The organism is Haloechinothrix salitolerans (assembly GCF_042662605.1).
Taxonomy (GTDB): Bacteria; Actinomycetota; Actinomycetes; order Mycobacteriales; family Pseudonocardiaceae; genus Haloechinothrix_A; species Haloechinothrix_A salitolerans.
In genome coordinates this window covers 717,923-740,163 of the sequence record NZ_JBHSXX010000001.1, presented here as the reverse complement: position 1 = coordinate 740,163, position 22,241 = coordinate 717,923, and the positions used below count along the sequence as shown (strand labels likewise).

At 68.4% G+C, this 22,241-nt stretch carries 22 protein-coding genes; 2 read left to right on the top strand and 20 right to left on the bottom strand.

Features of this window, described 5'->3' with window-relative positions:
- From ACFQGD_RS03550 to ACFQGD_RS03485, 14 genes are all read right to left on the bottom strand, one after another.
- Positions 1-1,206, bottom strand: coding sequence for an acetyl-CoA C-acetyltransferase (locus ACFQGD_RS03550; protein WP_345407368.1), 1,206 nt, complete (start codon positions 1,204-1,206; stop codon positions 1-3).
- Positions 1,203-2,504, bottom strand: a complete 1,302-nt coding sequence (locus tag ACFQGD_RS03545; RefSeq protein WP_345407365.1) for an acetyl-CoA hydrolase/transferase family protein — start codon at positions 2,502-2,504, stop codon at positions 1,203-1,205. The genes ACFQGD_RS03550 and ACFQGD_RS03545 overlap by 4 nt, the downstream gene beginning before the upstream one ends.
- Entirely contained in the window at positions 2,504-2,752 is a 249-nt protein-coding gene (locus ACFQGD_RS03540; RefSeq protein ID WP_345407362.1) for a hypothetical protein, read from the bottom strand. Before ACFQGD_RS03540 ends, ACFQGD_RS03545 begins: the two co-directional genes overlap by 1 nt.
- A 13-nt stretch (positions 2,753-2,765) precedes the next feature.
- Complete coding sequence (locus ACFQGD_RS03535; RefSeq protein ID WP_345407359.1) at positions 2,766-3,281, bottom strand: aromatic-ring-hydroxylating dioxygenase subunit beta; 516 nt, start codon at positions 3,279-3,281, stop codon at positions 2,766-2,768.
- Complete coding sequence (locus ACFQGD_RS03530; RefSeq protein WP_345407356.1) at positions 3,278-4,555, bottom strand: aromatic ring-hydroxylating oxygenase subunit alpha; 1,278 nt, start codon at positions 4,553-4,555, stop codon at positions 3,278-3,280. Before ACFQGD_RS03530 ends, ACFQGD_RS03535 begins: the two co-directional genes overlap by 4 nt.
- On the bottom strand, positions 4,552-6,252 hold the full coding sequence (locus ACFQGD_RS03525; protein WP_345407353.1) for a class I adenylate-forming enzyme family protein: 1,701 nt from the start codon (positions 6,250-6,252) through the stop codon (positions 4,552-4,554). The genes ACFQGD_RS03530 and ACFQGD_RS03525 overlap by 4 nt, the downstream gene beginning before the upstream one ends.
- Before the next feature lie 87 nt (positions 6,253-6,339).
- Positions 6,340-7,983, bottom strand: coding sequence for a class I adenylate-forming enzyme family protein (locus tag ACFQGD_RS03520; RefSeq protein ID WP_345407350.1), 1,644 nt, complete (start codon positions 7,981-7,983; stop codon positions 6,340-6,342).
- A gap of 53 nt (positions 7,984-8,036) precedes the next feature.
- Complete coding sequence (locus tag ACFQGD_RS03515; protein ID WP_345407347.1) at positions 8,037-8,819, bottom strand: maleylpyruvate isomerase family mycothiol-dependent enzyme; 783 nt, start codon at positions 8,817-8,819, stop codon at positions 8,037-8,039.
- Positions 8,820-8,848: 29 nt separating this feature from the next.
- Positions 8,849-9,640 (bottom strand): enoyl-CoA hydratase/isomerase family protein, encoded by a 792-nt coding sequence (locus tag ACFQGD_RS03510; protein ID WP_345407342.1) that lies wholly within the window; start codon positions 9,638-9,640, stop codon positions 8,849-8,851.
- Entirely contained in the window at positions 9,637-10,446 is an 810-nt protein-coding gene (locus ACFQGD_RS03505) for an enoyl-CoA hydratase/isomerase family protein (protein WP_345407339.1), read from the bottom strand. The genes ACFQGD_RS03510 and ACFQGD_RS03505 overlap by 4 nt, the downstream gene beginning before the upstream one ends.
- Positions 10,443-11,234 carry an enoyl-CoA hydratase/isomerase family protein gene (locus tag ACFQGD_RS03500; protein ID WP_345407336.1) on the bottom strand — a complete coding sequence of 264 codons (792 nt, stop codon included), beginning with the start codon at positions 11,232-11,234 and terminating at the stop codon, positions 10,443-10,445. Before ACFQGD_RS03500 ends, ACFQGD_RS03505 begins: the two co-directional genes overlap by 4 nt.
- A 7-nt stretch (positions 11,235-11,241) precedes the next feature.
- Complete coding sequence (locus tag ACFQGD_RS03495; RefSeq protein ID WP_345407333.1) at positions 11,242-12,063, bottom strand: enoyl-CoA hydratase/isomerase family protein; 822 nt, start codon at positions 12,061-12,063, stop codon at positions 11,242-11,244.
- Positions 12,060-12,800: a 3-oxoacyl-ACP reductase FabG gene (fabG, locus tag ACFQGD_RS03490; RefSeq protein ID WP_345407330.1), complete on the bottom strand. Its 741-nt coding sequence runs from the start codon at positions 12,798-12,800 to the stop codon at positions 12,060-12,062. Before fabG ends, ACFQGD_RS03495 begins: the two co-directional genes overlap by 4 nt.
- Positions 12,797-13,249 carry a MaoC family dehydratase gene (locus tag ACFQGD_RS03485; protein ID WP_345407327.1) on the bottom strand — a complete coding sequence of 151 codons (453 nt, stop codon included), beginning with the start codon at positions 13,247-13,249 and terminating at the stop codon, positions 12,797-12,799. The genes fabG and ACFQGD_RS03485 overlap by 4 nt, the downstream gene beginning before the upstream one ends.
- 117 nt (positions 13,250-13,366) lie before the next feature.
- On the opposite strand from ACFQGD_RS03485, the gene ACFQGD_RS03480 reads away from it, so the two are divergent.
- On the top strand, positions 13,367-14,164 hold the full coding sequence (locus ACFQGD_RS03480; protein WP_345407324.1) for an SDR family NAD(P)-dependent oxidoreductase: 798 nt from the start codon (positions 13,367-13,369) through the stop codon (positions 14,162-14,164).
- 89 nt (positions 14,165-14,253) lie between these two features.
- Here ACFQGD_RS03480 and ACFQGD_RS03475 read toward each other — a convergent pair whose 3' ends face one another.
- The 3 genes from ACFQGD_RS03475 to ACFQGD_RS03465 form a co-directional block, all read right to left on the bottom strand.
- Positions 14,254-15,801, bottom strand: coding sequence for an acyl-CoA synthetase (locus ACFQGD_RS03475; RefSeq protein WP_345407321.1), 1,548 nt, complete (start codon positions 15,799-15,801; stop codon positions 14,254-14,256).
- A gap of 86 nt (positions 15,802-15,887) precedes the next feature.
- A complete protein-coding gene (locus ACFQGD_RS03470; RefSeq protein ID WP_345407318.1) occupies positions 15,888-16,898 on the bottom strand; it encodes a MaoC family dehydratase in 1,011 nt (336 codons plus the stop codon).
- The gene (locus ACFQGD_RS03465) at positions 16,895-17,776 is read right to left on the bottom strand and encodes an HpcH/HpaI aldolase/citrate lyase family protein (protein WP_345407315.1); all 882 of its coding nucleotides are present in this window, start codon (positions 17,774-17,776) and stop codon (positions 16,895-16,897) included. Before ACFQGD_RS03465 ends, ACFQGD_RS03470 begins: the two co-directional genes overlap by 4 nt.
- 80 nt (positions 17,777-17,856) lie before the next feature.
- Here ACFQGD_RS03465 and ACFQGD_RS03460 point away from each other — a divergent pair, with 80 nt between their 5' ends.
- On the top strand, positions 17,857-19,053 hold the full coding sequence (locus ACFQGD_RS03460) for an acyl-CoA dehydrogenase family protein (protein WP_345407312.1): 1,197 nt from the start codon (positions 17,857-17,859) through the stop codon (positions 19,051-19,053).
- 42 nt (positions 19,054-19,095) lie between these two features.
- On the opposite strand, the gene ACFQGD_RS03455 is transcribed toward ACFQGD_RS03460, so the two are convergent.
- The 3 genes from ACFQGD_RS03455 to ACFQGD_RS03445 are packed head-to-tail and all read right to left on the bottom strand — an operon-like array spanning position 19,096 to position 22,228.
- Positions 19,096-19,488, bottom strand: a complete 393-nt coding sequence (locus ACFQGD_RS03455; protein WP_345407309.1) for a hypothetical protein — start codon at positions 19,486-19,488, stop codon at positions 19,096-19,098.
- A 59-nt stretch (positions 19,489-19,547) separates the two neighbouring features.
- Positions 19,548-20,957, bottom strand: coding sequence for an aldehyde dehydrogenase family protein (locus tag ACFQGD_RS03450; RefSeq protein ID WP_345407306.1), 1,410 nt, complete (start codon positions 20,955-20,957; stop codon positions 19,548-19,550).
- Between the two features lie 14 nt (positions 20,958-20,971).
- Positions 20,972-22,228 (bottom strand): cytochrome P450, encoded by a 1,257-nt coding sequence (locus ACFQGD_RS03445; RefSeq protein WP_345407303.1) that lies wholly within the window; start codon positions 22,226-22,228, stop codon positions 20,972-20,974.
- Positions 22,229-22,241 lie beyond the last annotated feature (13 nt).

Below are 22,241 nucleotides of genomic sequence, written 5' to 3'. Positions count from 1 at the left end.
CTAGGGCGCGTCGATGAGGGCGGCCATGCCCTGGCCGCCGCCGATGCACATGGTCTCGAGGGCGTGTCTGCCGCCGCGCCGTCGTAGCTCGTGCAGCAGGGTGGTCAGGATCCGCAGGCCGGTGGCGCCGATGGGGTGGCCGAGCGAGATCCCGGAGCCGTTGACATTGAGCCGGTCGGCGACCTCGTCCTCCTTGACACCCCACCCGGCGAGCACGGCGAGCACCTGACAGGCGAACGCCTCATTCAGCTCGATGAGATCGAGGTCGTCGAAGGACGCCCCGGTGCGGGCGAAGAGCTTCTCGACCGCGGCTACCGGGCCGAGTCCCATGGTCGCCGGCTCGCAACCCACGGCCGCCCAGCCGCGCAGGAAGCCAAGCGGCTCGAGGCCGAGCTCGTCGAGCTTGTCCTCGGCCACAACGAGGCAGGCCGCCGCGGCGTCGTTCTGCTGGCTCGCGTTGCCCGCGGTGACGGTGCCGCCGGGCATGATGGTGCGCAACGTCGCCAGCGTGTCGGGCGTCGAGTCCGCGCGGATGCCCTCATCCTTCGCGAAAACCACAGGGTCACCCTTGCGCTGCGGCACCTCGACCGGCACGACCTCATCGGCGAACGCGCCGGATTCCCACGCGCGTGCCGCCCGCTGGTGGCTGCGGACGGCGAAGGCGTCGGCGGCCTCACGCGAGATCGAGTACCGTTCCGCCAGGTTTTCCGCGGTCTCGACCATGCCGCTGATCTGACCGAACCGCCATTCCGGCTGCGACCGCTCCCTGCCCCTGTCGAGCCGGTCGTAGAGCGCCACGTTCCCGGCGCGACGGCCCCATCGCATATCGGTGGTGTAGTGCTCAATGCTGCTCATGCTCTCCACACCGCCCGCGACAACTGCGTCGGCGGCACCCGTCTGCACCATCATCGCGGCGGTCACCACGGCCTGCAGGCCACCGCCGCACCGGCGGTCGAGCTGGAAGCCTGGCACCTCGATCGGCAGTCCCGCGTGCAGGGCGGCCCACCTGCCGATACACGGCGCTTCCGAGTTGGCGTAGGACTGGGCGAACGCGACGTCGTCGATGCGGTCCGGATCGATGCCGGAGCGCTCGACGAGCGCCCTGAGCACGGCGGCGGCCAGCTCCTCGGCTGGCAGCGGCCGGAGGGTGCCCCCGAAGGCGCCGACCGGGGTGCGCACGGGGGCGACGAGCGCGGCACGTCTCATGATGGGGCTCCTTGTCGATCTCGGATCCGGCGACCGTCGGGTGAGCCGGTGCCCGCGAGTGCGTCCGCAAGGGCGGGCCGATGGTCGGGGTGCGCGATCGCGACCAGCCGCTCCCCGCGGACACGCAGTGGCTGCCCGCGCAGGTCCGCCACTCCGTACTCCGTGACGATGACGCCAGCGTCGGCGCGCGCGGTGCTCACCGGACCCGACAGCGCGGGCACGATCCGGCTGCGTCCGCCAGCGGTGGCGGGTAGCGCGACGATCGGCACCCCACCACGGGATCGGGCGGCGCCGCGAAGGAAGTCCGCCGCGCCACCCACCGCGCCCACGTACCTGCGGTTCGCTGTCTCCGCGTTCACTTGGCCGGTGAGGTCCACCTCGATCGCGGTGTTGATCGCGACCAACCGCTCCTGGGCGGCAAGCACGGCCGGATCATGCGTGTAGGCGGTACCACGTAGCTCAATCGTGGGGTTCCGGTCGGCGAAGTCGAACAGCGCACGGGTGCCGAGCAGGAAACCGGCGATCGCGCGTCCCGGATCGACGGTCTTGCGGGCGTTGGTGATCACCCCGGCGCGCATCAGCTCGGCGGCGGTGTCGTTGAGCACTCCGGAGTGGACGCCGAGATCGGTGTGTTCCGTGAGCGCGCCAAGGATCGCCTCAGGCAGGGCGCCGATGCCGAACTGCAGCGTCGCGCCGTCGTCGACGAGGCCTGCCACGTTCGCCGCGATCCGTCTGGTCACCTCGTCCGGCTGCCGGGCAGGCATCTCGGCGGGCGGCCGCGAGGCAGGAACGATCACGTCGATGTCGGACGCCGTCAGGCTCCGGCCCGCCGTGCGCGGCACCTGCTCGTTCACCTCGGCGATCACCACGCGAGCGGTGTCGATCGCGGCGGCGAAGTAGTCCTCGGCAAGCCCGAGGCTGTATCGGCCGTGCTCGTCGGGCGGCGCGACCTGTACGAGGACCACGTCCGCGCCCAACGTGCCGCCCGCGAGCAGCGAGGGGAACGACGAGTAGTGGCACGGCAGGACGTCGAGTACACCCGCATCGGCGAGCGCGCGGTTTCCGCCGCTGCCGCAGTACGACACGAACGACACGACGTCGCCGTGCTCGGGGCGCACGGTGTCCGAAGCGGGAATGCCGAGGAAACAGCGGAATCGGCCGATCGCCGCCCGCTGGGCCATCAGGTGTTCGGTGAGGGTGAGCGGCTCCGCACACGCCTGGCCCCACACCACAAGGTCACTGTCCCGGACGTAGCGGGGGAGATCCAGCTCGTCCGGTCCGTCGAGGACCTCGGTCATCACCGCTCCTCGCGCCAGCGGTCGGCCGAGGGGTCGAGCAACTGCCGTAGGTGGCCTTCTGGCAACCAGACGATCGCCTCGAGCTCCAAGGCGTCGAGGAACCGGACACGGCCGGTTCGTAGGTCTTCCATGCGCAATCGGGGCCCGTTGCCTGCCTCGTCGATGGTCACGGACACCTCGGCGAACTCGCTGCCGACGACGCCGTTCGCCGAGCCGAGCACCTGACCGTTCTCTTCCGCTTCTGACACTCGACATACCCCGTTAAATCAGGAACGCCATGGTTGGGATCGGCCGGTCGCTGTTGACGAGTTGCACTTTCTTGTAGGCGAGTTTGATTTCGCCGTCGACGACCCTGAGCTTGTAGATGTAGCGGCCCGCCCAGGTCTCCATGCCCCGTTCGCGGGACTCGACAAGCACGAAGTTCGCGCCGACCGTGACCTCGCCGGTGTCCGGGTCCTCATTGAGCACCTCGACGTTCGAGACAATGCGGCGCAGGTTTGACGGCGGCGACTGCGAATAACGCTTGCCGGTGCGCAGCTGCTTCAGGCGGGTCGAGATGCGGTTGCGGTTGTCGTAGATGACCGACACCTGGTGGGCTGGGTCAGCGTCGGGGTTTCCCGCGGGCACCCAGTAGATCGCGTCATCGGTCCACAGTGCTTCCCACGCGTCGTAGTCGTGTTCGTCGGCATAGCGCGCCTCGCGGTAGAGGAACTGTTCGATCTCGCGCAGCTCGAGCGCGGTGGTCGCGACGCTGGCGGAGGTGCTTGCTGTTGTCACGTGTCGTCCTCCATCAGGCTGCGATAGTGCGACCAAAAGCCGCGCATCCCGGTCTCGTCGGTGGCACCACCGATCGTCAGGCCGCGCTCGTCCACGCTCTCGCGCATCATGCCGCGACGAATGTCGAGCCATTCCGGACGCAGCATCTCGACGCCGCGCTGATTGCGCTCGTACATCTCGGTGTCGTCCGCGAGCAGCATCCCCGCTGGTCCGACGGAACCGATCGTCTGCGACACCATGCGGCGGTTCAGCTCGGGGGCGCCCTTGAACTGGATCGCGGTCGAGTGCTGCACGCATTCGTTCACCGCGATCGGCTGGATGACGAAGATCTGGATCTCGGCGATGAACAGATTCGGGAAAATCATCACGTGTGGCGAGCCCTCGACGAGGATGTCCTCCGCGGCATCACCATGCAGCTCGCGCATCGTTTTGACATACTCCGGCACCCGGTCCTCCGTTGTGCCGAACCAGCGCATCGGCTCGCCGAACTTGCGGAACTCCGGCCGCAGGTCGTTCTCGCTGTGTCCGTTGCCGAGGTCACGGGTGACGGCGGTGGAGTTGTCGCTGTAAAGCGGTCCGATCGTGCTTCCGGTGACCGAGAAGATCGAGCCGTGCACGAACTGCGGGTGGTAGCCGTCGGTTTCGTTCTCGGCGAGCAACTTCCAGTTGGCGCGCGTGCGGTGCCGCAGCCAACCGGCGCTCAGCTCGATCTCGCCCTCCGGCGAGAGCCGGCACAGCCGGTCGATCTCGCCCGCCGCGGCGCCGAGATGCTCGGTCAGCGTGGGGCCGTCCTCGGCGAAACTGCCGAAGACGAAACCCCGGTACGAGTCGACACGAGGGACCTTGCCCAAGGCGAGGTCGAGCTTGTTCTTGCCGCCGTAGCCCTTGTTGTAGGGATAACCGAGCAACTCGCCAGTGTTGCGGTAGGTCCAGCCGTGGTAGGGGCAGCGGAACGAACCCGAGTTGCCGCGCGCGTCCTCGCACACCAGGTTGCCCCGGTGCGCGCACCGGTTCAGCAGCAGATGCACCTGCCCGTCCTTGCCTCGGGTCATGATGATGTCCTGCCGCGCGATGGTCTTGCGCACGTAGTCCCCCGGCTCGGGCACCTCGCTCTCGTGGCCGACGAACGCCCAGGTGCGGTACCAGATGCGCTCGAGCTCCTCGGCGAAGATCGCAGGGTCGGTGTAGAGCGAGCCGTGGACCCGATCCGGCTGGATGAGGCTCGCGTAGTCCGGTCTCGCCGCGCTGGCGGCGCCCGAGATCGTCGAGGTCACTGAGTTTCCTCCAATCGCTGCTGCGCCAACTCCACCAGCCGGAACTTCCGCACCTTGCCGGTCGGCGTCGTCGGAAGCTCGTCGGCGTCGAGGAAGACCACGTGCTTGGGGACCTTGAAGCGCGCTAGCTTGTCTTTGCACACGGTGAGGAGCTCCTCGGCGGTGACATCGTGTTCCGGGGCGCTGACGACGCACACGCAACCCGCCTCGCCCCACCACTCGTCGGGCACACCTATCGCGAAGGCCTGGCTGACGCCGGGATGCGCGCTAAGCAGATCCTCGATCTCCTTTGGCATGACAAGCTCGCCACCGCTCTTGTAGAGCTCCTTGCTCCGCCCGGTCAGCTCGAGGTAGCCGTCCTCACGCACCCGACCGAGGTCGCCCGAGCGCACCCAGCCGTCGACGAGCGCCGTGGCGGTTTCCGCTGGCTTGCGCCAGAAGCCGAGCATGTTGGTCGGCCCACGGGAGGCAAGCTCGCCCTCGGCGTGCGGCGACAGGTCCGCACCGGTCTCTGGGTCGACGGTCTGGTATTCGGTGAGCGCGTCGGCGCCCGGCACCCCCGCCGCACCGGCCAGCTTGGGCCTGCCCACGGTATTCGAGGTGAGCGCGAGCTCGTCTTCCGGCAGGGTCAGTGTCATCGCACCGCCGCACTCGGTCATGCCGTAGCCGGTGACGATCTCGGCCACGCCAAGCTCGTCACGGACGCGCTCCCACAGCCACACCGGTGCGGGCGCCGCTCCGGAGAGGATCGCGTGCAGCGAGGAGAGATCGTAGTTCGCGCGGTCAGGGTGTTCGAGCAGGGCGACGCTCATGGTCGGCACGCACAGGATGTCGGTGGCGCGGTGGCGCTGGATGCCGTCGAAGTAGCGCACCGGGTCGAACTCGGTCTGCGGAACGATCGCGCCGCCGACGACCATCGCGGCGAGCAGGCCTTCGACGTAGCCGAACATGTGGTAACAGGGCAACGAGAACAGGATTCGGCGTCCGTCTTCGAACGCTCTTGTCAGGGCCGACGCATACGCTGTCCGCTGGACGGCGTCGTGGGTGACAAGCACTCCCTTGGGCGAGCCGGTTGTGCCCGAGGTGTAGAGCATGTCCCCGATGTCGTCGGGCCGCACGGTCACGTCCGTGGTCGCGCCCTTGTGCTCGTCGCCGAGCTCGGCGAGCTCGTCAACCGTCCGCACCCCGTCACGCTCGCGCCCATCCGTTGACAGCTGGACGACATGCCGCAGCATGGGCAGCGACTCGGTCGCACCCACTTCCCATCCCGGCGCGATGCTGTCGAGCATGTCCAGGTAGTCAAGGCCACCGAAGCCGGTCATGGTGAGCAGTACCGAGCATTCGGACTGCGCGAGGACGTAGGCGAGCTCGTCGCGGCGATAGAGGTAGTTGAACGGGATCGCGACCGCGCCCGCCCGCGCCGCGGCGAACTTCGCCGGGATGAACTCGGGGTAGTTGGCCATGAGGATGCCAACGTGGTCGCCCTGCCGAACGCCCAACGACGCTAGCCCGTCGGCGATGCGAGTGGCCCAGCGGTCGACCTCGACGTAGGACCACGTCCGCTCATCCGTGATGACGAGCGGCGCGTCGCCATAGGACCGCGCACAGTGGGCAAGCCACGCGCCAAGGGTGCGTGGCGTCCACTCCGCGTATCGCTGCCGAAGCCGGTCGCGGCGCTGCTCGATATCGGCGCGCACGATAACCTCCCGATCTTTTAATCGTATTTAGATTAATACCGTGCCGTGGTCAGGGACAACCCTGGCGGGGATTTCGTGACCTGTCCCTCACGGCAGCGGCGGAAGCGCGCCATCGGCCGCGGCCTCGGTGAGCTTGAACTTCTGGACCTTGCCACTTGGCGTCACGGGCAGTTCTTCGGCGAGATACCAGTGCTGGGGCACCTTGTACGGCGCGAGCCAGCGCCCGCAGTGGCGCTCAAGCTCCGCACGCAGGCCGCACGTCACCTCACCTCGCACGCGGACAGCGGCCCCGACCGTCTCACCCCACTTCTCGTCCGGGATACCGACAACCGCGGCCTCGAGCACACTGTCGTGCTCGGCAAGGCAGGACTCGATCTCGGCGGGAGCGATGTTCTCGCCACCTCGGATGATGATGTCCTTGAGCCTGCCGGTCAGCGTGATCATGCCGCGCTCGTCCATGGCACCGAGGTCGCCGGTGTGCACCCACCCGTCGGCGTCGACTGTCTTCGCCGTCTCCTCCGGCTGGTGCAGGTACTCAATCAGCTGCTGGTAGCCCCGCGCGCAGATCTCTCCCGGCACGCCGAGCGGTTGCACCTCACCCGTCGCCGGATCGACGATCATGCACTCGACCTGCGGCAACGGCCGCCCGACGGTGGTGACGATATCATCGCGGGTGTCGCTACGCCTGGTCATGGCCAACACGGGTGCCAGCTCGGTCTGGCCGAACAGGTTGTGCACGGCGGCGCCGAAGACCCGCTCGGCCCCCTCGATCATCACGCGCGGCGCGTTCGCGGCGCCCACCAGCACCGTCCGCAACGCGTGCGCCGCAGCCGCGCCCGACCGCACCGCCTCGAGCAGCGCGCCGAGCACCGTTGGCACGGAGAAGAGCACGGACGCGTCCTCCCGCGCCAACTGCTCGAGCACGGGACCTGGGGCGAACCGCTCGACGAGCACCTCACAGCCGCCGAGCCACAGCGGACCGAGCGTGCCGATGACGCAGGCGGCGGTGTGGAACATCGGCAGGGGGTTCACGCAGACGGCGCCACGGGTGATCTCCGCGGTCTCCATCGTGAGCTTCGCGACGTTCACGAGCGAGCGGTGCCGCAGCAGCACACCTTTCGGCAATCCGGTAGTGCCCGAGGTGTACTGCAGCATCACGGGATCATCCGGCGCTGGCGACGGCAGGGATGCCGAGGCATCACCTGAGACGAGGAACTCGTCCCACTCGGCGAGGCTGATGACCTCGCGCAGCTGTTTCCGCTCGCCACGCACCTCGGCTACAACGGCGGACATGTCGTAGTCGCGACTCCACTCGGCGTGCAGCAGCAGCGCGGCGCGGGAATTGTCGAGCGCGTAGGCGAGGTCATGCTGCCGCAGCACGGGGTTGAGCGCGACGAGCGTGACCCCGGCCAGCGCGGCACCGTACTGGACGATCGGCCACTCAACGACATTCGGCGCCCACAGCGCGACGAAGTCACCCGGCCGCACCCGCCGCAGCAGCGCACGGGCGACCTGGCACGCCTCGGCGTGCAGTTCGGCATAGGTCAGGCGCCGCTCGTCGTCGGTGCCGTGTGCCGTCCCGACCAGGGCGAGCGCGCCCGGCTGCTCGGTGGCCCGCTCAGTCAGCAGCGACCCGACCGTGTGGTCAACCAGCGCGACGGAGTCGTCCTTGGGCCAGCGGGACTCCCGCAAGCGCCATGACGTCGTGCCAGAGGGGTGCGGAGTTGTCATGGAATCGACCTCCGTTCGGCCACGGGCGGCGCGGTTGACGGCACCGGCATCGGTCACACCACGCGAACGCTGTCGAGAAAGCGGGCGGCGTACTCGGCATCGCCCGAGATGCGGACGTCCCGGTCACGCCACGCGGCGCGGCAGGTAGCCCATTCCGGGAAGTCCGTCGCCGGACAGGTGATCGTGGCCGCCGCCCCGCCGGTGACTCCCGCGGCAACCACGGGGCCAGGGCCAACGCGCCAGCCACCACCGCCAGGACCATCGAGTACGACGTCGAGCGGCCGCGTCAACCACGAGGGGTCGGCGGATCGCAGCTGGTTGCGCAGGACGGCGAACATCCACTCCAGCACCGTGCCCATCCGAGCCGCGTCGGTGCCGGGCACCGGCCTGCCAAGTGCCGGTGCCATGTCGTGGCGGAGATGGGTGTGGTGATCGAAGGTCATCGCCCCGGCGAGCAGCAGCCCGGCGGGGAATCGACCGAGTTCGGCGAGCGGCAGTGGTATCCGGCTCACCGGCCCATGCCCCACAACGCCTGCCGCAGTGGCGAGCCTGGCGCTCCAGCGCTCGTACTCGGCGAGCGTCCGCCGTGGCGGCCAGTCGCGACACCGATCGACGAACTCGTCGTTAGTTCGCTCGATGTCCCTGCTGCGCATGATCGACAGCACCGCTGGGGTGAAGACGGCACGGCATCCGGCGGCCAGGTGCGTCACCACATCCTGCACCCGCCAGCCGGGCGCGCAGCTCGCGGCCCGCCACTCCGTGTCGTCCAGCTCTCGGGAGAACCGCAACATCTCCGCACGCTCCGCGCGAAGCGCACCCACTCGATCGGGCCGCATGGCTGATCCCTTCGTCCGGCGTCGCCTGCTCAGCATCCACGAAAGACCGGGGTGCGGCGCTCGCGGAACGCCGCGACTCCCTCGGCGAAATCCTCGCTGTCGAACAAGCGCGTCTGCAGCTCCACCTCCTGGTCGAGAACGCCACGTGGATCGGCTGGCCAGCGAGTGAGCATCCGCTTGATCTCGCGCAGCGCGAGCGGCGGGCCGGCGGCGATTGTCGCGGCATCGACGAGCGACTGGGCGAGCGCCTCGCCAGGCGAGGTCACGGCGTCGACCATGCCGAGCCGCTCCGCCTCGTCCCCGGTGAGCCGCTTCGGCAGCAACATCAGTTGCCGCGCCGTGGCGGGGCCAACCCGCGCTGGCAGCGAGGCGAAGATACCCATGTCGCCCGCGAGGCCGACGCCGGTGAAGGTCGTGCTGAACGTGGCGTCACGGGCGGCGACAACCCGGTCGCAAGCCAGCGCCAGCGCGGTGCCCGCGCCCATGGCGTAGCCCTCGACGGCCGCCACCACCGGCTTCGGTCCGTCCCAGATCGCGGTGATCACCCGCTTGGCCGCCTCGGCGCGGGGCTTGCTCTCCGCGGGCCCCATGCGCCGCATGGTCGAGATATCGCCGCCAGAGCAGAACGACGACCCGGCGCCAGTGAGCACGATGACCCGCACGTCGTCGTCCGCCATGCCCTTCTCGAGCAGTTCCGCGAGCACCACGCGCAGGTCGAGGTCGATCGCGTTGCGCAGGTCCGGCCGGTTGAGCGTCACGACCCGGACGGCACCCTCATCGTGTGCGACAACGCAGTCCGATGTGTCCATCTCCGCGCTCATGTCCCCGTGAATTCCGGTGACCTGCGCTCGATCACGGCGGCAAGACCTTCCTTGGCGTCCGCGGTCGCGGCCAGCTCAGCCACCGTGCGAGCCTCCTCAGGAAGGCGCGTCTCCACCGCCGCGCCGACCCCGCTCCACAACAACCGCTTGGTCTCGCCGACGGCCTTCGGCGCGCTCACCGCCAGGGTGCGTCCCAGGTCGGTCACCTCGGCGTGCAAGGCGTCGTCGGGCACTACCTTGGTCAGCAGCCCGATGTCCAGTGCCTCCGCCGCGGTGAGCGTCGGGTTGGTTAGCAGGATCTCCATCGCCTTGCGGAGCCCCACTAACTGGGTCAGCGTGACCGACACGCCCGCGTCGGGCGCCATCCCGACGCGGACCGCACCGGACATGAACTTCGCGGACTCGGCTGCAACCACGAAATCCGATGCGCACACCAGGCCGAGGCCGCCACCACCGGCGGCGAATCCGTGCACCGCCGCGACGACCGGCGCGCGCAGCTGAATCAGGGCCGACGCGGCGAGCTGTAGCCACGCGGTTGCCTCCCGGAGGTAGTCCGGGAGCGCGTCGCCCTTGCTCGCGAACGTTCGGACGTCACCACCCGCGCAGAAATTCGGGCCCTCGCCGGACAGGATCACGGCGCGCACCCTCGGCTCACCGTGACAACGCAACACCGCGTCGTGCAGCGCTGTGAGGAACTCGACGTTCATCCCGTTGGACGCGTCGGGTCGGTTCAGCCGGATCCTGGCCACCCCGTCCTCGTCGAGATCGAGCAGCACGGGACCACTATCGATGAGCTTGTCGGTCATGTACGCACTCCCTTGCTACCGGTGAACCCGGCGATGTCGTCTCCAGCGGGGTCTCCGGAGACATGTTCGATCACTGTGGACAGTTCGGTGGCGAGTCCGTCTTCGAGGCTCGTCCGCAAGCCGTCGTACACCAGTCGCTTGATCGTGCCGAGCGCGTCGCGGCTCTTGCTCGCTAGCTGCTCGGCGAGCTCCGAGACGCCCTGCTCGAAGTCGTCCGGCTCGAAGCAGCGGTACGCCAACCCCCACGCCGCGGCCTGCTCGCCGGACAGGCGATCACCGGAGAGAATGTGGCCAAGCGCGCGTTGCCTGCCGACGAGCCGAGGCAGCCGCTGGGAACCGCCGCCACCAGGAACCTGACCGAAGTTGGCGTGGTTGTCCGCGATCGTGGCGTCGGATCGCACCACGGCGATGTCGCAGGCCTGCATCAGCTCGAAGCCGCCCGCCATCGCGTAGCCCTCAACCGCGGCCACCACAGGTACCGGCAGATCCGCGATCGCACCGCACGCCATGCCGAAGTTCACGAACAGCGGCGCCAGCGCATCAGGTCCGCTCGCGCGCAGCCGCTCCACCTCGTTGAAGTCGCCGCCGACGGAGAAGTTCCCGCCCGCACCTCTGATGACGATCACGCGAACGGCCTCGTCACCAGCCAGTTCCCGCAGCCCGCGCTCGAGCTGATCGCCGAGCTCTACCGTGATCGCGTTCATCGCATCGGGCCGGTCAAGCAGGAGGTGGCCGACACCGCCGTCCGTTCTGGTCCGCACGGCGGGTCGCGCACTGTTCGCGTCCATCACACCCTCATCTGTTTCGGAACTCCGGTCGCCGACCTTCGGCGTTGGCGCGGAGGGCCTCAGCCATGTCTTCGGTACGGGAGGCAAGGATTTGGTTGCGGTTCTCGATCTCGACCGCCGCGGCGAACGATGGCGCGTCCACGCCACTGTGCAGCACCTTCTTGGTCAGCGCGACACCGAACGGGCTGTTGGCCGCGACAGCCTGCGCGAGCTCGACCGCGGTCGCCAGCGGGTCGTCCTCGGTGCAGACGCGGTTGGCAAGGCCGATCCGGTAAGCCTCGGTGCCGTCCACCGGCCGCCCTGTCAACATCATCTCCGCGGCAAGCCCCATGCCCACCGTCCTTGGCAGCGTCCAGGAGAGCCCGAGGTCGGCACCGGACAGTCCGATCCGGACGAAGGCGGCACCGAATGTCGTGTCCTCGGTGACGACGCGCATGTCCGCGGCAAGGGCCAGCGACATCCCCGCTCCGACCGCCGCACCGTTGACCGCGGCGATGACGGGTAACGGCAACTCGATCAGCCGTTGGATAGCGCCTGCCCACTCCTCCTGCTTACGGAGCAGCTCGGGCAGCCCCAGCTGGTGCGTGTCGCGGATCTCCCGCAGGTCGAAGCCGGAGCAGAAGCCAGCACCATTCCCTGTGACGACAAGAGCCCGAACCGCCGGGTCGTCGGCCACGCTGTCGATGACGGCCGTCAACCGATCCATCAGCCCAGGCGTGAGGGCGTTACGCCGGTGCGGCCGGTTCAGGCTGACCCGCAGCACATGTGGCGCGGCCTCGGCCACGACCAGGTCGGTGTCTTCGCGCTGGTTGTCCGCGGTCGCGGTCACATCAGCCGCCCTCCGCCGACCTCGAGCACGGATCCGGTCATGTAGCTGGCGAGATCGGAGGCGAGGAACAGCGCGGCGCCCGCGACCTCGCTCGCCTCGCCAGCGCGTTTCATCGGGATGGCCGCCTCGTTCTGGGCGAAGACGTCCTGCGGCATCGCCTCGGTCATCGCGGTGCGAATCAGGCCCGGCTGGATGGCATTGACCCGTACGTTCTTGTGCGCGAGTTCCTTCGCCGCTGCCTTGGTGAGCCCCACGACGCCTGCTTTGGCAGCGCTGTAGTTGGTCTGGCCCGGGTTGCCAGCCTTGCCGGACAGCGAGGACATGTTGACGATCGAGCCCCGGCCAGCCTCCCGCATCACGGCGGACGCCGCGCGGACGCCGAGCCAGGTGCCGCGCAGGTGCACGGTCATCACCGCGTCGAAGTCGTCCACCCCCATCTTGCGCAGCGAGGCGTCCCGGGTGATGCCCGCGTTGTTGACATGGATATCGAGGCCGCCGAACTCCTCGGCGGCCGTGTGCACCGCGCGTTCCATGCTGGCCTCGTCCGTGACGTCGCAGCCGAGCGCCAGCACGCGTTCGCTGCCGAGTTCCTTGGCGGCCTGCTCGGCGCGGTCGCTGTCGCGGTCGGCGATGACGACCGACGCGCCGTGCTCATGCAACGTCGTGGCGATGGCCAGCCCGATGCCCTGTGCCGCTCCGGTGACCACAGCGGCGCGGCCTTCCACCAGACCGCTCATGCCACGTACCGCACGATCGACTCGGCCACGCAGGCTGGTTTGTCGCCGCCCTCAACCTCGATGGTAGTGCTCAGCTTTACCTGAACGGCACCGTCGAGGTCGGTTACCTCCAGGACTTTCGACGTCGCCCGCAGCTTCGAACCCGCTGGTACCGGCGCGGGCAGCCGCACTTTGTCGAGCCCGTAGTTCACGGCCATCCTGATGCCGTCGACCCGGTAGATCTGCTGCAGGAACGTCGGCAGCAGCGACAGCGTCAGCAGTCCGTGCGCGATGGTGCCGCCGAACGGGCCGTCCACCGCCTTCTCGGTGTCCACATGGATCCATTGGTGGTCGCCTGTCGCGTCGGCGAACAGGTCGATTCGCGGCTGGTCGACGACGAGCCAGTCACTCGTGCCAAGTTCCTCGCCCTCGGCGGCCCGCAGTTCTCCGATGCCGTTGAAGATCCTCACAGCTGTCCCACGTCCTTCCTATTTTCGAATTGAACATAAAATATGTACCATCGTGCCGTCAACTACGCCCCTGGCTCGGCGTAGGGCCCCCGAACACGACAACCGAGAGAAGGCGGAATGGACCTCGGACTCAGGGACGCTCGGGTACTGGTCACCGGCGGCGCGTCGAACATCGGCCGCGGCATCGTGCACGGCTTCGCGGACGAAGGCGCACGCATCGTGATCTGCGACCGCGACGGCGAGCAGGCGGCCAAGGTCGCGAAGGAGGCGCTCGGCCGCGGTGCCGCCGCGGCCGAGGTGGTGCGAATGGATCTCGCCGAGGCCGGCGCCGGCCGTCGTGCGGTCGCCTCCGTCGTTGACGCATGGGGCGGCATCGACGCGCTGGTGAACAACGCGGGCGTGAGCATTCCCGGGTTCATCGCCGAGGACACCAGCCGTGACGACTGGCAGACCATGATCGACGTCAACCTCTTCGCTGCCATTGACTGCAGCCAGGCCGCGATCGCGGCGATGCGCGACGCCGGTGCGGGTTCACTGGTGTTCATTTCGAGTGACGCCGCGTTCGGCGAGATCAGGCAAGGCGTCTACGGCACGACGAAGGCCGGGCTCATCGCGCTGGCCCGCACCGTGGCGAAGGAGCACGGCAGGCACGGCATCCGCTCCAACGTCGTCTGTCCCGGACTAGTGCTGCCGGAGGACGACGGCGCGGTAGGCAGCACCAGCCTGTGGGCGGCAGGACAGGACGCGATCTTCACCGACAAGCAGGTCGACGCGGTCACGAAGCAGATCCCGCTGCGGCGGCTGACCACCGCGGCGGACATCGCCAACGCCGTCGTGTGGGCGTCGTCCGAGCGGACCGCGCGCCAGGTAACGGGCCAGGTGATCGCCGTCAGCGGCGGGTACTCGATGCCCTGAACGGGCATATCCGTATCGCGGCACAACGACGGTGGCCCGCCGCGAGGAAAGCGGCGGGCCACCGTGGTTACCGAGTCTCCCTCGACGCCTCAGGAGGCCACGGGCTGCTCGTAACGCTCCCGCAGCTTGCGCTTGACCAGCTTGCCGGTCGGAGTGCGGGGCAGTTCGTCGAGGAAGTCGACGCTGCGCGGCGCCTTGTAGTGGGCGATGCGCTCGCGAACGTAGGAGATGAGCTCGCGCTCGAGCTCAGCATCGGCCGTCACGCCGGACGCGGGCTGCACGACCGCCTTCACCTGTTCACCCATCTCCGGGTCGGGCACACCGATGACACCGACGTCGTAGACCTTGGGGTGCAGCGTCAGGACGTCCTCGACCTCCTGCGGGTAGATGTTGACCCCGCCGGAGATGATCATGAACGACTTGCGGTCGGTCAAGAACAGGTAGCCGTCCTCGTCGACGTAGCCGACGTCGCCGACGGTGGTCCAGTTCGGATGCTCTGGGTGCTGCGCCTGCCTGGTCTTCTCCGGATCGTTGTGATACTCGAACGGAAGCTCGTCCCGCTCGAAGTACACCAAACCGATCTCACCCGGCGGCAGCTCCGTGCCATCGTCGTCGCAGATGTGCAGGGTGCCGAGCATGGCCCTGCCAACAGAGCCGGGCTTGGCGAGCCACTCCCGCGGGCTGATCGCCGTCAGGCCGTTGCCCTCGGTGGAGCCGTAGTACTCCCATACGACCGGGCCCCACCAGTCCATCATCTGCTGCTTGACCTCGACCGGACATGGCGCGGCGGCATGGATGGCCGCCCGCATGCTCGACACGTCGTACTTGTCCCGCACCTCGGGCGCGAGCTTGAGCATGCGCACGAACATCGTTGGCACCACCTGCGTCGCGGTGACCTTGTACTTGTCGATCAGCGCGAGCATCCGCTCAGGGTCGAACTTCTCCATTACCAGCACCGTGCCGCCCAGCGCGTGAATCGCGCCTGCCCAGCGCAGTGGTGCGGCGTGGTACAGCGGAGCGGGGATCAGGTAGGTGTCCTCCGGCCCAAGCTGGAACACCTTCGACACGAACGGCACCAGCACGTCCGCACCGGGCTCACCCACCTGCACCTGCGGTACGAACACCTTCACGCCCTTCGGGCGACCCGTCGTGCCAGACGAGTACAGCATCGGGGCACCAGCTGGCTGATCGGCGAGCGGCTCGGCGGACGACGCGGCAAGGGCGTCCTCATACGACTCATGACCGTCGACCGGTCCGTCGAAGGCATACCGGGCCGCCACATTCGGTGTCCGTGACACCACGGACTCGGCCAGCTCGCGCAACGCGGCCGATGCGAACAGCACCTTCGCGCCGCTGTCATCGATGATGTACGAGACTTCCTCGGCGGACAGGTGCTGGTTGATCGCGGTGATGTAGAGGCCGGACCGCAACGCGGCCCAGTAGATCTCGAAGCACCGGATGTTGTTCTCGGCCAGCAACGCGATTACGTCACCAGGGCGCAGGCCAGCGTCGCGCAGCAACCGCGCCACGCGCACGGAGTTGGCTTCCAAGTCCGCATAAGACATGGTCGTGCCGGACCCGCCCATGATGACCGCGGGCTTGTCTGGCGTTTGCTCAGCGATCTTTCCCGGGTACACGGATAGTCATCTCCCAAACTCGACGTCCCCCTCAGCTGTGTTTAGTAGAACATAGATTAAAAATTTTGAGAACCCTCTGCGCCGCGTCAGGCGATGACAGCGGCGAAGCGCCAGTCGAGCACGTCACGCGGCTCCTCCGCGTCGGCGCGAACCCGGGAACGCAGGTGCACCAGCCCGCCACCACCTACCAGCGGCTCAGTGCGCTCGACACGGAGCCTGCTGCGCAGCGTGTCGCCCTCGTGCACCGGGCCGGTGTGATCGCAGCTGTGCCAGCCCGCGACCGTGAGGATGCTCGGCACGGCCCTGCTGGCTTGCGAAAGGGCGATGCCGATGGTGTGGCCGCCGTAGACCAACCTGTTCCCGCCGCCCGCGGCCGTGTCGTGATGGACCTTCGCGATGTTGAGGCTGAGCCGGGCTAGCTCCGGCGCGCCGCTCACCACGTCGCCCCCGCCGACCTCGATCTCGTGCCCCTCGACGAGGTCCGCGAAGCGCGGGCCTTGGCCGCGCTCGGCGAAGCGCGCGAGGTTCCAGCCGTCGGTGACGGCGGCAAGGGCGGCGGGATCCGGCGGCGCACCGATGCTGTCGAGGTCGTCGACGTGCCCGGTGTCGCGGTCGGGATCGCGCAACGGCAGCATGGCGCAGCGCCAGAAGTCCAGTACCGGCCGCTCGTCCTGGTCGACGGTGGTGATGCGCAGAGCGGCGAGCCCCGTCGGCGTCCGCCCCGGACGCGGCGTGTTCTGCCGCATTCCCACCACTTCAGTCCTGGTGCGCAGCGTGTCACCGAGCACAGGCGTGCGCCGGAACACCAGGCCTCGGTAGAACAGGTTGGCCTTGACGTGATGCGTGGCCACGGTCGACTGCCCGATAGCGATGTCCCACACCAGCGCGGGCGGCGCGAGGAAGCCACGCCCTGTCACGTCGGCGCACAGCGCCGCGTCCAACGGGAGCGCGAGCCTGTCGCCGGTGATGGCCTGGTGCGCCGCGGCAAGGCCGGACGTGAGTGTCACGCCGGGCGCACCAGCGAACACCTGCCCGACGGACAGCTCATCAAAGTACGGCCCCTCGGCCGTCGTCAGCCGCTCATCGACTCCGGTCATGCCGTGCTTCTCCCCGCTTTGGCCAGCGTGCGGCGCGCCGTCACCGCCAGCGCCTCGTCGATCATCTGCCCGTCAAGCTCGACCGCGCCCGCACCGCGAGCGTGCCCTGACTCGAGCGCGGCCAGCACCCGATCGGCGTGCTCGACCTCAGCGCTCGTTGGCGTGAATGCCTCGACCACAGCGGCGACCTGGCGCGGATGAATGACCCACTTGCCGTCGAACCCGAACCGTGCGGCGTGCCGCACGGCGTCGGTGAAGGGCTCGTCGGCGTCGACGCCGAGGAACGGCCCGTCGATCGCGGCGACTCCCGCAGTGCGCGCCGCGACGAGCATCGCGTGCCGTGCGGGAGCCCAGGAATCCGCCCCGGCGTCCGGTGACCGGCCGAGTGCCGCGCCCAGGTCGGCGTAGCCGAGGATCACCGCACGGAGCCGCCGCGTCGCGGTCATGATCTCGCCCAGGTTGGCCAGGCCCTCCGGCGACTCGATGAGGGCCTGCACGCTCGTCTGCGGCACCCGCCCGGCCGCGGCCTCAACGCCGTCAAGCAACCGGTCGACGAACGCCAGATCGCCCGCGTTCTCCACCTTCGGCACCACGATCGAGCGGTCGGCGCCAGCGGAGCCGCCGACGGCGACGATATCGGCATGACACCACGGCGAGCGGGGCGCGTTGACCCGCACCGACACTCCCGCGGGCACCTCCTGCGTCGCGAGCCACGCGGCGACGCGCTCGCGGGCTTCGTCCTTGCCGCCGGGCGGCACCGAGTCCTCGAGATCGAGCACGATCTCGTCCGCGCCGGATGCCGCCGCCTTCGCGAACCGGCGTTCGTCGGTGGCTGGTACCGACAGGCAGCAGCGCGGCGTGACATAGGCGTCAGTCACAAGTCCACCCTCCCATCAGGCTTTTAATCTACGTTAAAGTACAGATTGTCCGCAACGACAGCAGCGAAGGAGCGCCTGGCGTGACCAGCCTTTCGACGGAAGAGCAGGCCGTCGTCGACACCGTACGGGACTTCGTCGACCGTGAGGTGCGACCGATCGCGCGCGAGCTCGAGCACGAGAACACCTACCCCGAGAAGCTCATCGAGCAGATGAAGGAGCTCGGCATCTACGGGCTCGCGATCCCCGAGCCATACGGCGAGGTTCACGTGTCGACCCGCTGCTATGTCGGCGTGACGACCGAACTCGCCCGTGGCTGGATGAGCCTGGCAGGCGCCATGGGCGGCCACACCGTCGTCGCCAAGCTGCTCGCGAGATTCGGCACCACCGAGCAGAAGCAGCGCTATCTGCCCAAGATGGCCACCGGCGAGATCCGCGCGACCATGGCGCTGACCGAGCCGGGCGGCGGCTCCGACCTGCAGGCGATGACAACCACCGCCCGTCGCGCCGGCAGTGGGGGTAGCACGGCGAGCGGGGCCGCGGCCGGGGCTGGTGAGTACGTGATCAACGGCGCGAAGACCTGGATCAGCAACGCGCGTCGGTCCCAGTTGATCGCGCTGCTGTGCAAGACCGACCCATCGGCCGAGCCGAAGCACAAGGGAATTTCCGTGCTGCTCGTCGAGCACGGCCCAGGGCTGACGGTCTCGCGGGATCTGTCCAAGCTCGGCTACAAAGGCATCGAGAGTTGCGAGCTCGCCTTCGACGACTACCGCTGCCCCGCTGACGCCGTCCTCGGTGGCGTCGAGGGCGAGGGGTTCGCGCAGATGATGAAGGGCCTCGAGATCGGCCGTATCCAAGTCGCCTCCCGCGCGCTGGGCGTCGGTCAGGCCGCGTTAGACGACGCGCTGCGCTACGCCCAGGAACGCGAGAGCTTCGGTAAGCCAATTTGGCAGCACCAGTCCATCGGCAACTACCTCGCCGACATGGCGACCACGCTGACCGCCGCCCGCCAACTCGTGCTGCACGCCGCCGACCGCTACGACGCGGATGAGCGGTGCGACATGGAGGCGGGCATGGCGAAGTTGTTCGCTTCGGAAACCGCGATGGAGATCGCGCTGAACGCCGTGCGCATCCACGGCGGCTACGGGTACTCCACCGAGTACGACGTGGAACGCTACTTCCGCGATGCCCCGCTGATGATCGTCGGCGAGGGCACGAACGAGATCCAGCGCAACGTCATCGCCGGCCAGCTGATCAAGCGCGGTGGGCTGACGAGCTGACGTGGTGATCGGCGACGCCCCGCGGGTGTGGGGCGTCGCCGATCACGGATTAGGAGTACGGGCAGCCATGCGGGCGCGGATCGCACCCGCGATGGCACCGATGAGCAACGCGGCGGCCGCCGTTACGGCCAGCTGGCTGCCATACGCCCCACCACCGAGGAACACGAGCGGCAGCACGAGCAGGTACGCGGCCAGGGCGGCGATGGCGCCGTGCAGCGGTGGCCGTGGCGCGGTGCCGATCTTGGCTCCCGCGACCGCGAATGCCACGACAGCCACCAGGGGAAGCCAGACCGCACCGGTGACCGGCATGAGCCGGGCACCGAGCGGCGCGGTCAGTCCGCCGATGACCAGCACCGTGAAGCCGGTTGACGCGCCGCGTACGAGCGCGGGCGCGTCGACAAGCCCGGTCCACGAGAACGGGTCGTACCGACTCATCTAACCTCCCGGGGAATGGCCAACCCACGCTCCGGCCGGCGGGAGCGCGGAGTTCGGTGTCAGAAGAATCGCCGCATCAGCGCGAGCTTCAGCGAGTTGTACGGCGGATAGATGAAGGTGGGATCCGGCCGTGACGGCTTGGCGAGCACTGCCTTGCGGTGGCTGAACGTCTCGAAGCCCCACCGGCCGTGATAGGCGCCGATGCCGCTGTTGCCTACGCCGCCGAAAGGCAGCTGCGGCTCGAGGCAGTGCACCGCGACGTGGTTGACGACGGCGCCACCGGAGCTGACCTCGGCGAGAACACGGTCACGCTCATCGGCGTCCGAGGTGAACAGGTAGCTGGCGAGTGGCTTCGGCCGGGCGTTGACGAACGCGATCGCGTCGTCAAGGGAGTCGACGGTCAGCACCGGCAGGATGGGCCCGAAGATCTCGTCGGCCATCACCGGCGAGTCGGGACTGGGGTCGACGAGCACGGTCGGCTCGATCCCGAGTGTGTCCGGATCGGACCCGCCCCCGCAGGCGACGGTTCCGTCGGACGTCTCGAGCAGCCCGGCCAGCCGCTGGAACTGCCGTGCGTTCACGATCGGCGTCGTCGGAGACTCCTGGTCGGCGCGGAACTTCCGTATCGTCGCGACCAGAGCGTCGACGAACTCCTCCCGCACCACGTCCTCGACAAGCACGTAGTCGGGCGCGATGCAGATCTGACCGGAGTTCATCAGCTTCACCCACGCGATTCGCCGCGCTGCCACCTCGATGTCGGCGTTGCGCGTGATGATGACCGGGCTCTTGCCTCCCAGCTCGAGCGTCACCGGAGTGAGGTGCGGAGCGGCACCCGCCATCACCCGTTTTCCAATCTCGGTACCGCCGGTGAACAGCGCGTGGTCAAAGCCCTGTGCTAGCAGCGCCTGAGTCACCTCGGCTTCGCCCTCAACCACCGTGACCGCGTCGGTGTCAAGGTATTCAGGGATCAGTCGCGCGAGCAGTCGCGACGATGCGGGCGCATGCTCCGACGGCTTGACGACCACGCAGTTGCCAGCGGCGATCGCGGCGACGAGCGGGGCGAGTGAAAGGTAGACCGGGTAGTTCCACGGGCCGATGACGAGCACCAGCCCAAGCGGTTCGTACTGGTACCAGCCCCGGCCTGGCAACGACCCCAGCGAGAGTGGCACACGTTTGCGCTTCATCCACTTGCGTACGCGCTTACGGGCGAACGTCGCTTCCGCCTTGGTTGAAGCCACGTCCCCCAGCCACGCCTCCGCGGGAGAGCGGCCGAGATCCTCCGCGAGTGCGCGTGCGATCTCGTCCTCGCGCTCGTCGAGGAGCCGCTCGATCCCGGTCAGCTGCCGAATTCGCCACTCCGCGTCACGCGTCCGCCCCGAGGCGAACGTCGCGCGGAGCGCGGCGACGGTGGTGGCGATGCCAGGGGTCTCGGCACCCGCTGGCGCCGCCTGGTCGAGGTCGGACGTCACGTGTTTCCTCCCAATCAGCCGAGCGTGCAGGGCATGCTCTTCACGGCGTGCACGAAGTTGCCAACGAGGTAGGTCGGCTCACCGACCTCCAGGTTCGGCACCCGAAACAGCAGCTCTTTGAAGATCGCCCGCAGCTGCGTCTTGGCGAGCTGGTTGCCGAGGCAGAAGTGCACGCCGCCCCCACCGAAGGCAACGTGGGGATTCGGGTCACGGGTGATGTCGAAGACGTGCGGGTCGGTGAACACCCGCTCGTCCCGGTTGCCCGACGAGTAGAACATCACCACCCACTCGCCCGCGGCGATGCGCTGACCGCGTAGTTCGGTGTCGTGCGTGACCGTGCGACGGAAGGTCATCACCGGAGTCGCCCAGCGGACGAACTCCTCGACGGCGGTCTTGATCCGGCCGTCGTAGTCCATCATGAGCAGCTCTTTCTGCTCCGGAAAGTCGGACAACGCTTTCGTGGTCAGCGTGATGGTGTTGCGCGTCGTGTCGTTGCCCGCCACCGAGAGCAACACGAAGAAGGCGCCGATCTCCTCGTCGGTGAGCCGTTGTCCGTCGACCTCGGCCTGGACCAGGTTCGTCATCAGATCGTCCGCCGGATTCGCCCGCCGCTGCTCCGCGAGTTCCATACCCAGCGTGAGCAGGGTCACCAGCGACTCGTTGAGCACCTCACCCGGCTCGCGGCCCGCGGCGACGTCCTCGTCGGCCCATGACACCATCCCGTCGGCGGCGTGGGCGCCGGCCTCGCGCTGTTCCGGCGGCAGGCCCATCATCTCGTAGATCGTCCACATCGGCAGGCGCTTGGAGACCTGCTCCACGAAGTCGCAGTCACCAGCCTCGATCAGGTCGTCGACGATCTGCTTGGCCTGGTTACGGATCTGGTCCTCGATGACAGCGACGCGCTTGGGTGTGAAGGCGGCGCTCACCAGCCTGCGCAGACGAGTGTGCCGCGGTGGGTCCATCCCGAGGAACGACTCGGCGGCCTCGAGAATCTCGGCGGGAACCTCCTCCTGCTGCACACCATGCGCTGAGGAGAACGTCTCCCAGTCCTTGGTGACCGTCACGATGTCCTCATGCCTGGTGATCGCCCAGATCCCGTCCTGCTCAGGCGGCATCAGGGCACCCTCGAGCGGCGGGTGCCAGCTGACGGGGCGCTCGTCGCGAAGAATCTTGAACTTCTCCTCGCGCTCAGCCGCGGTGGCTGCCCAGAACGACAGCGGCGAGACCGACACAGGGTCGTACTGGCGCTTCTGGGAAACGGTCGATGTCATCGCTATGTCTACT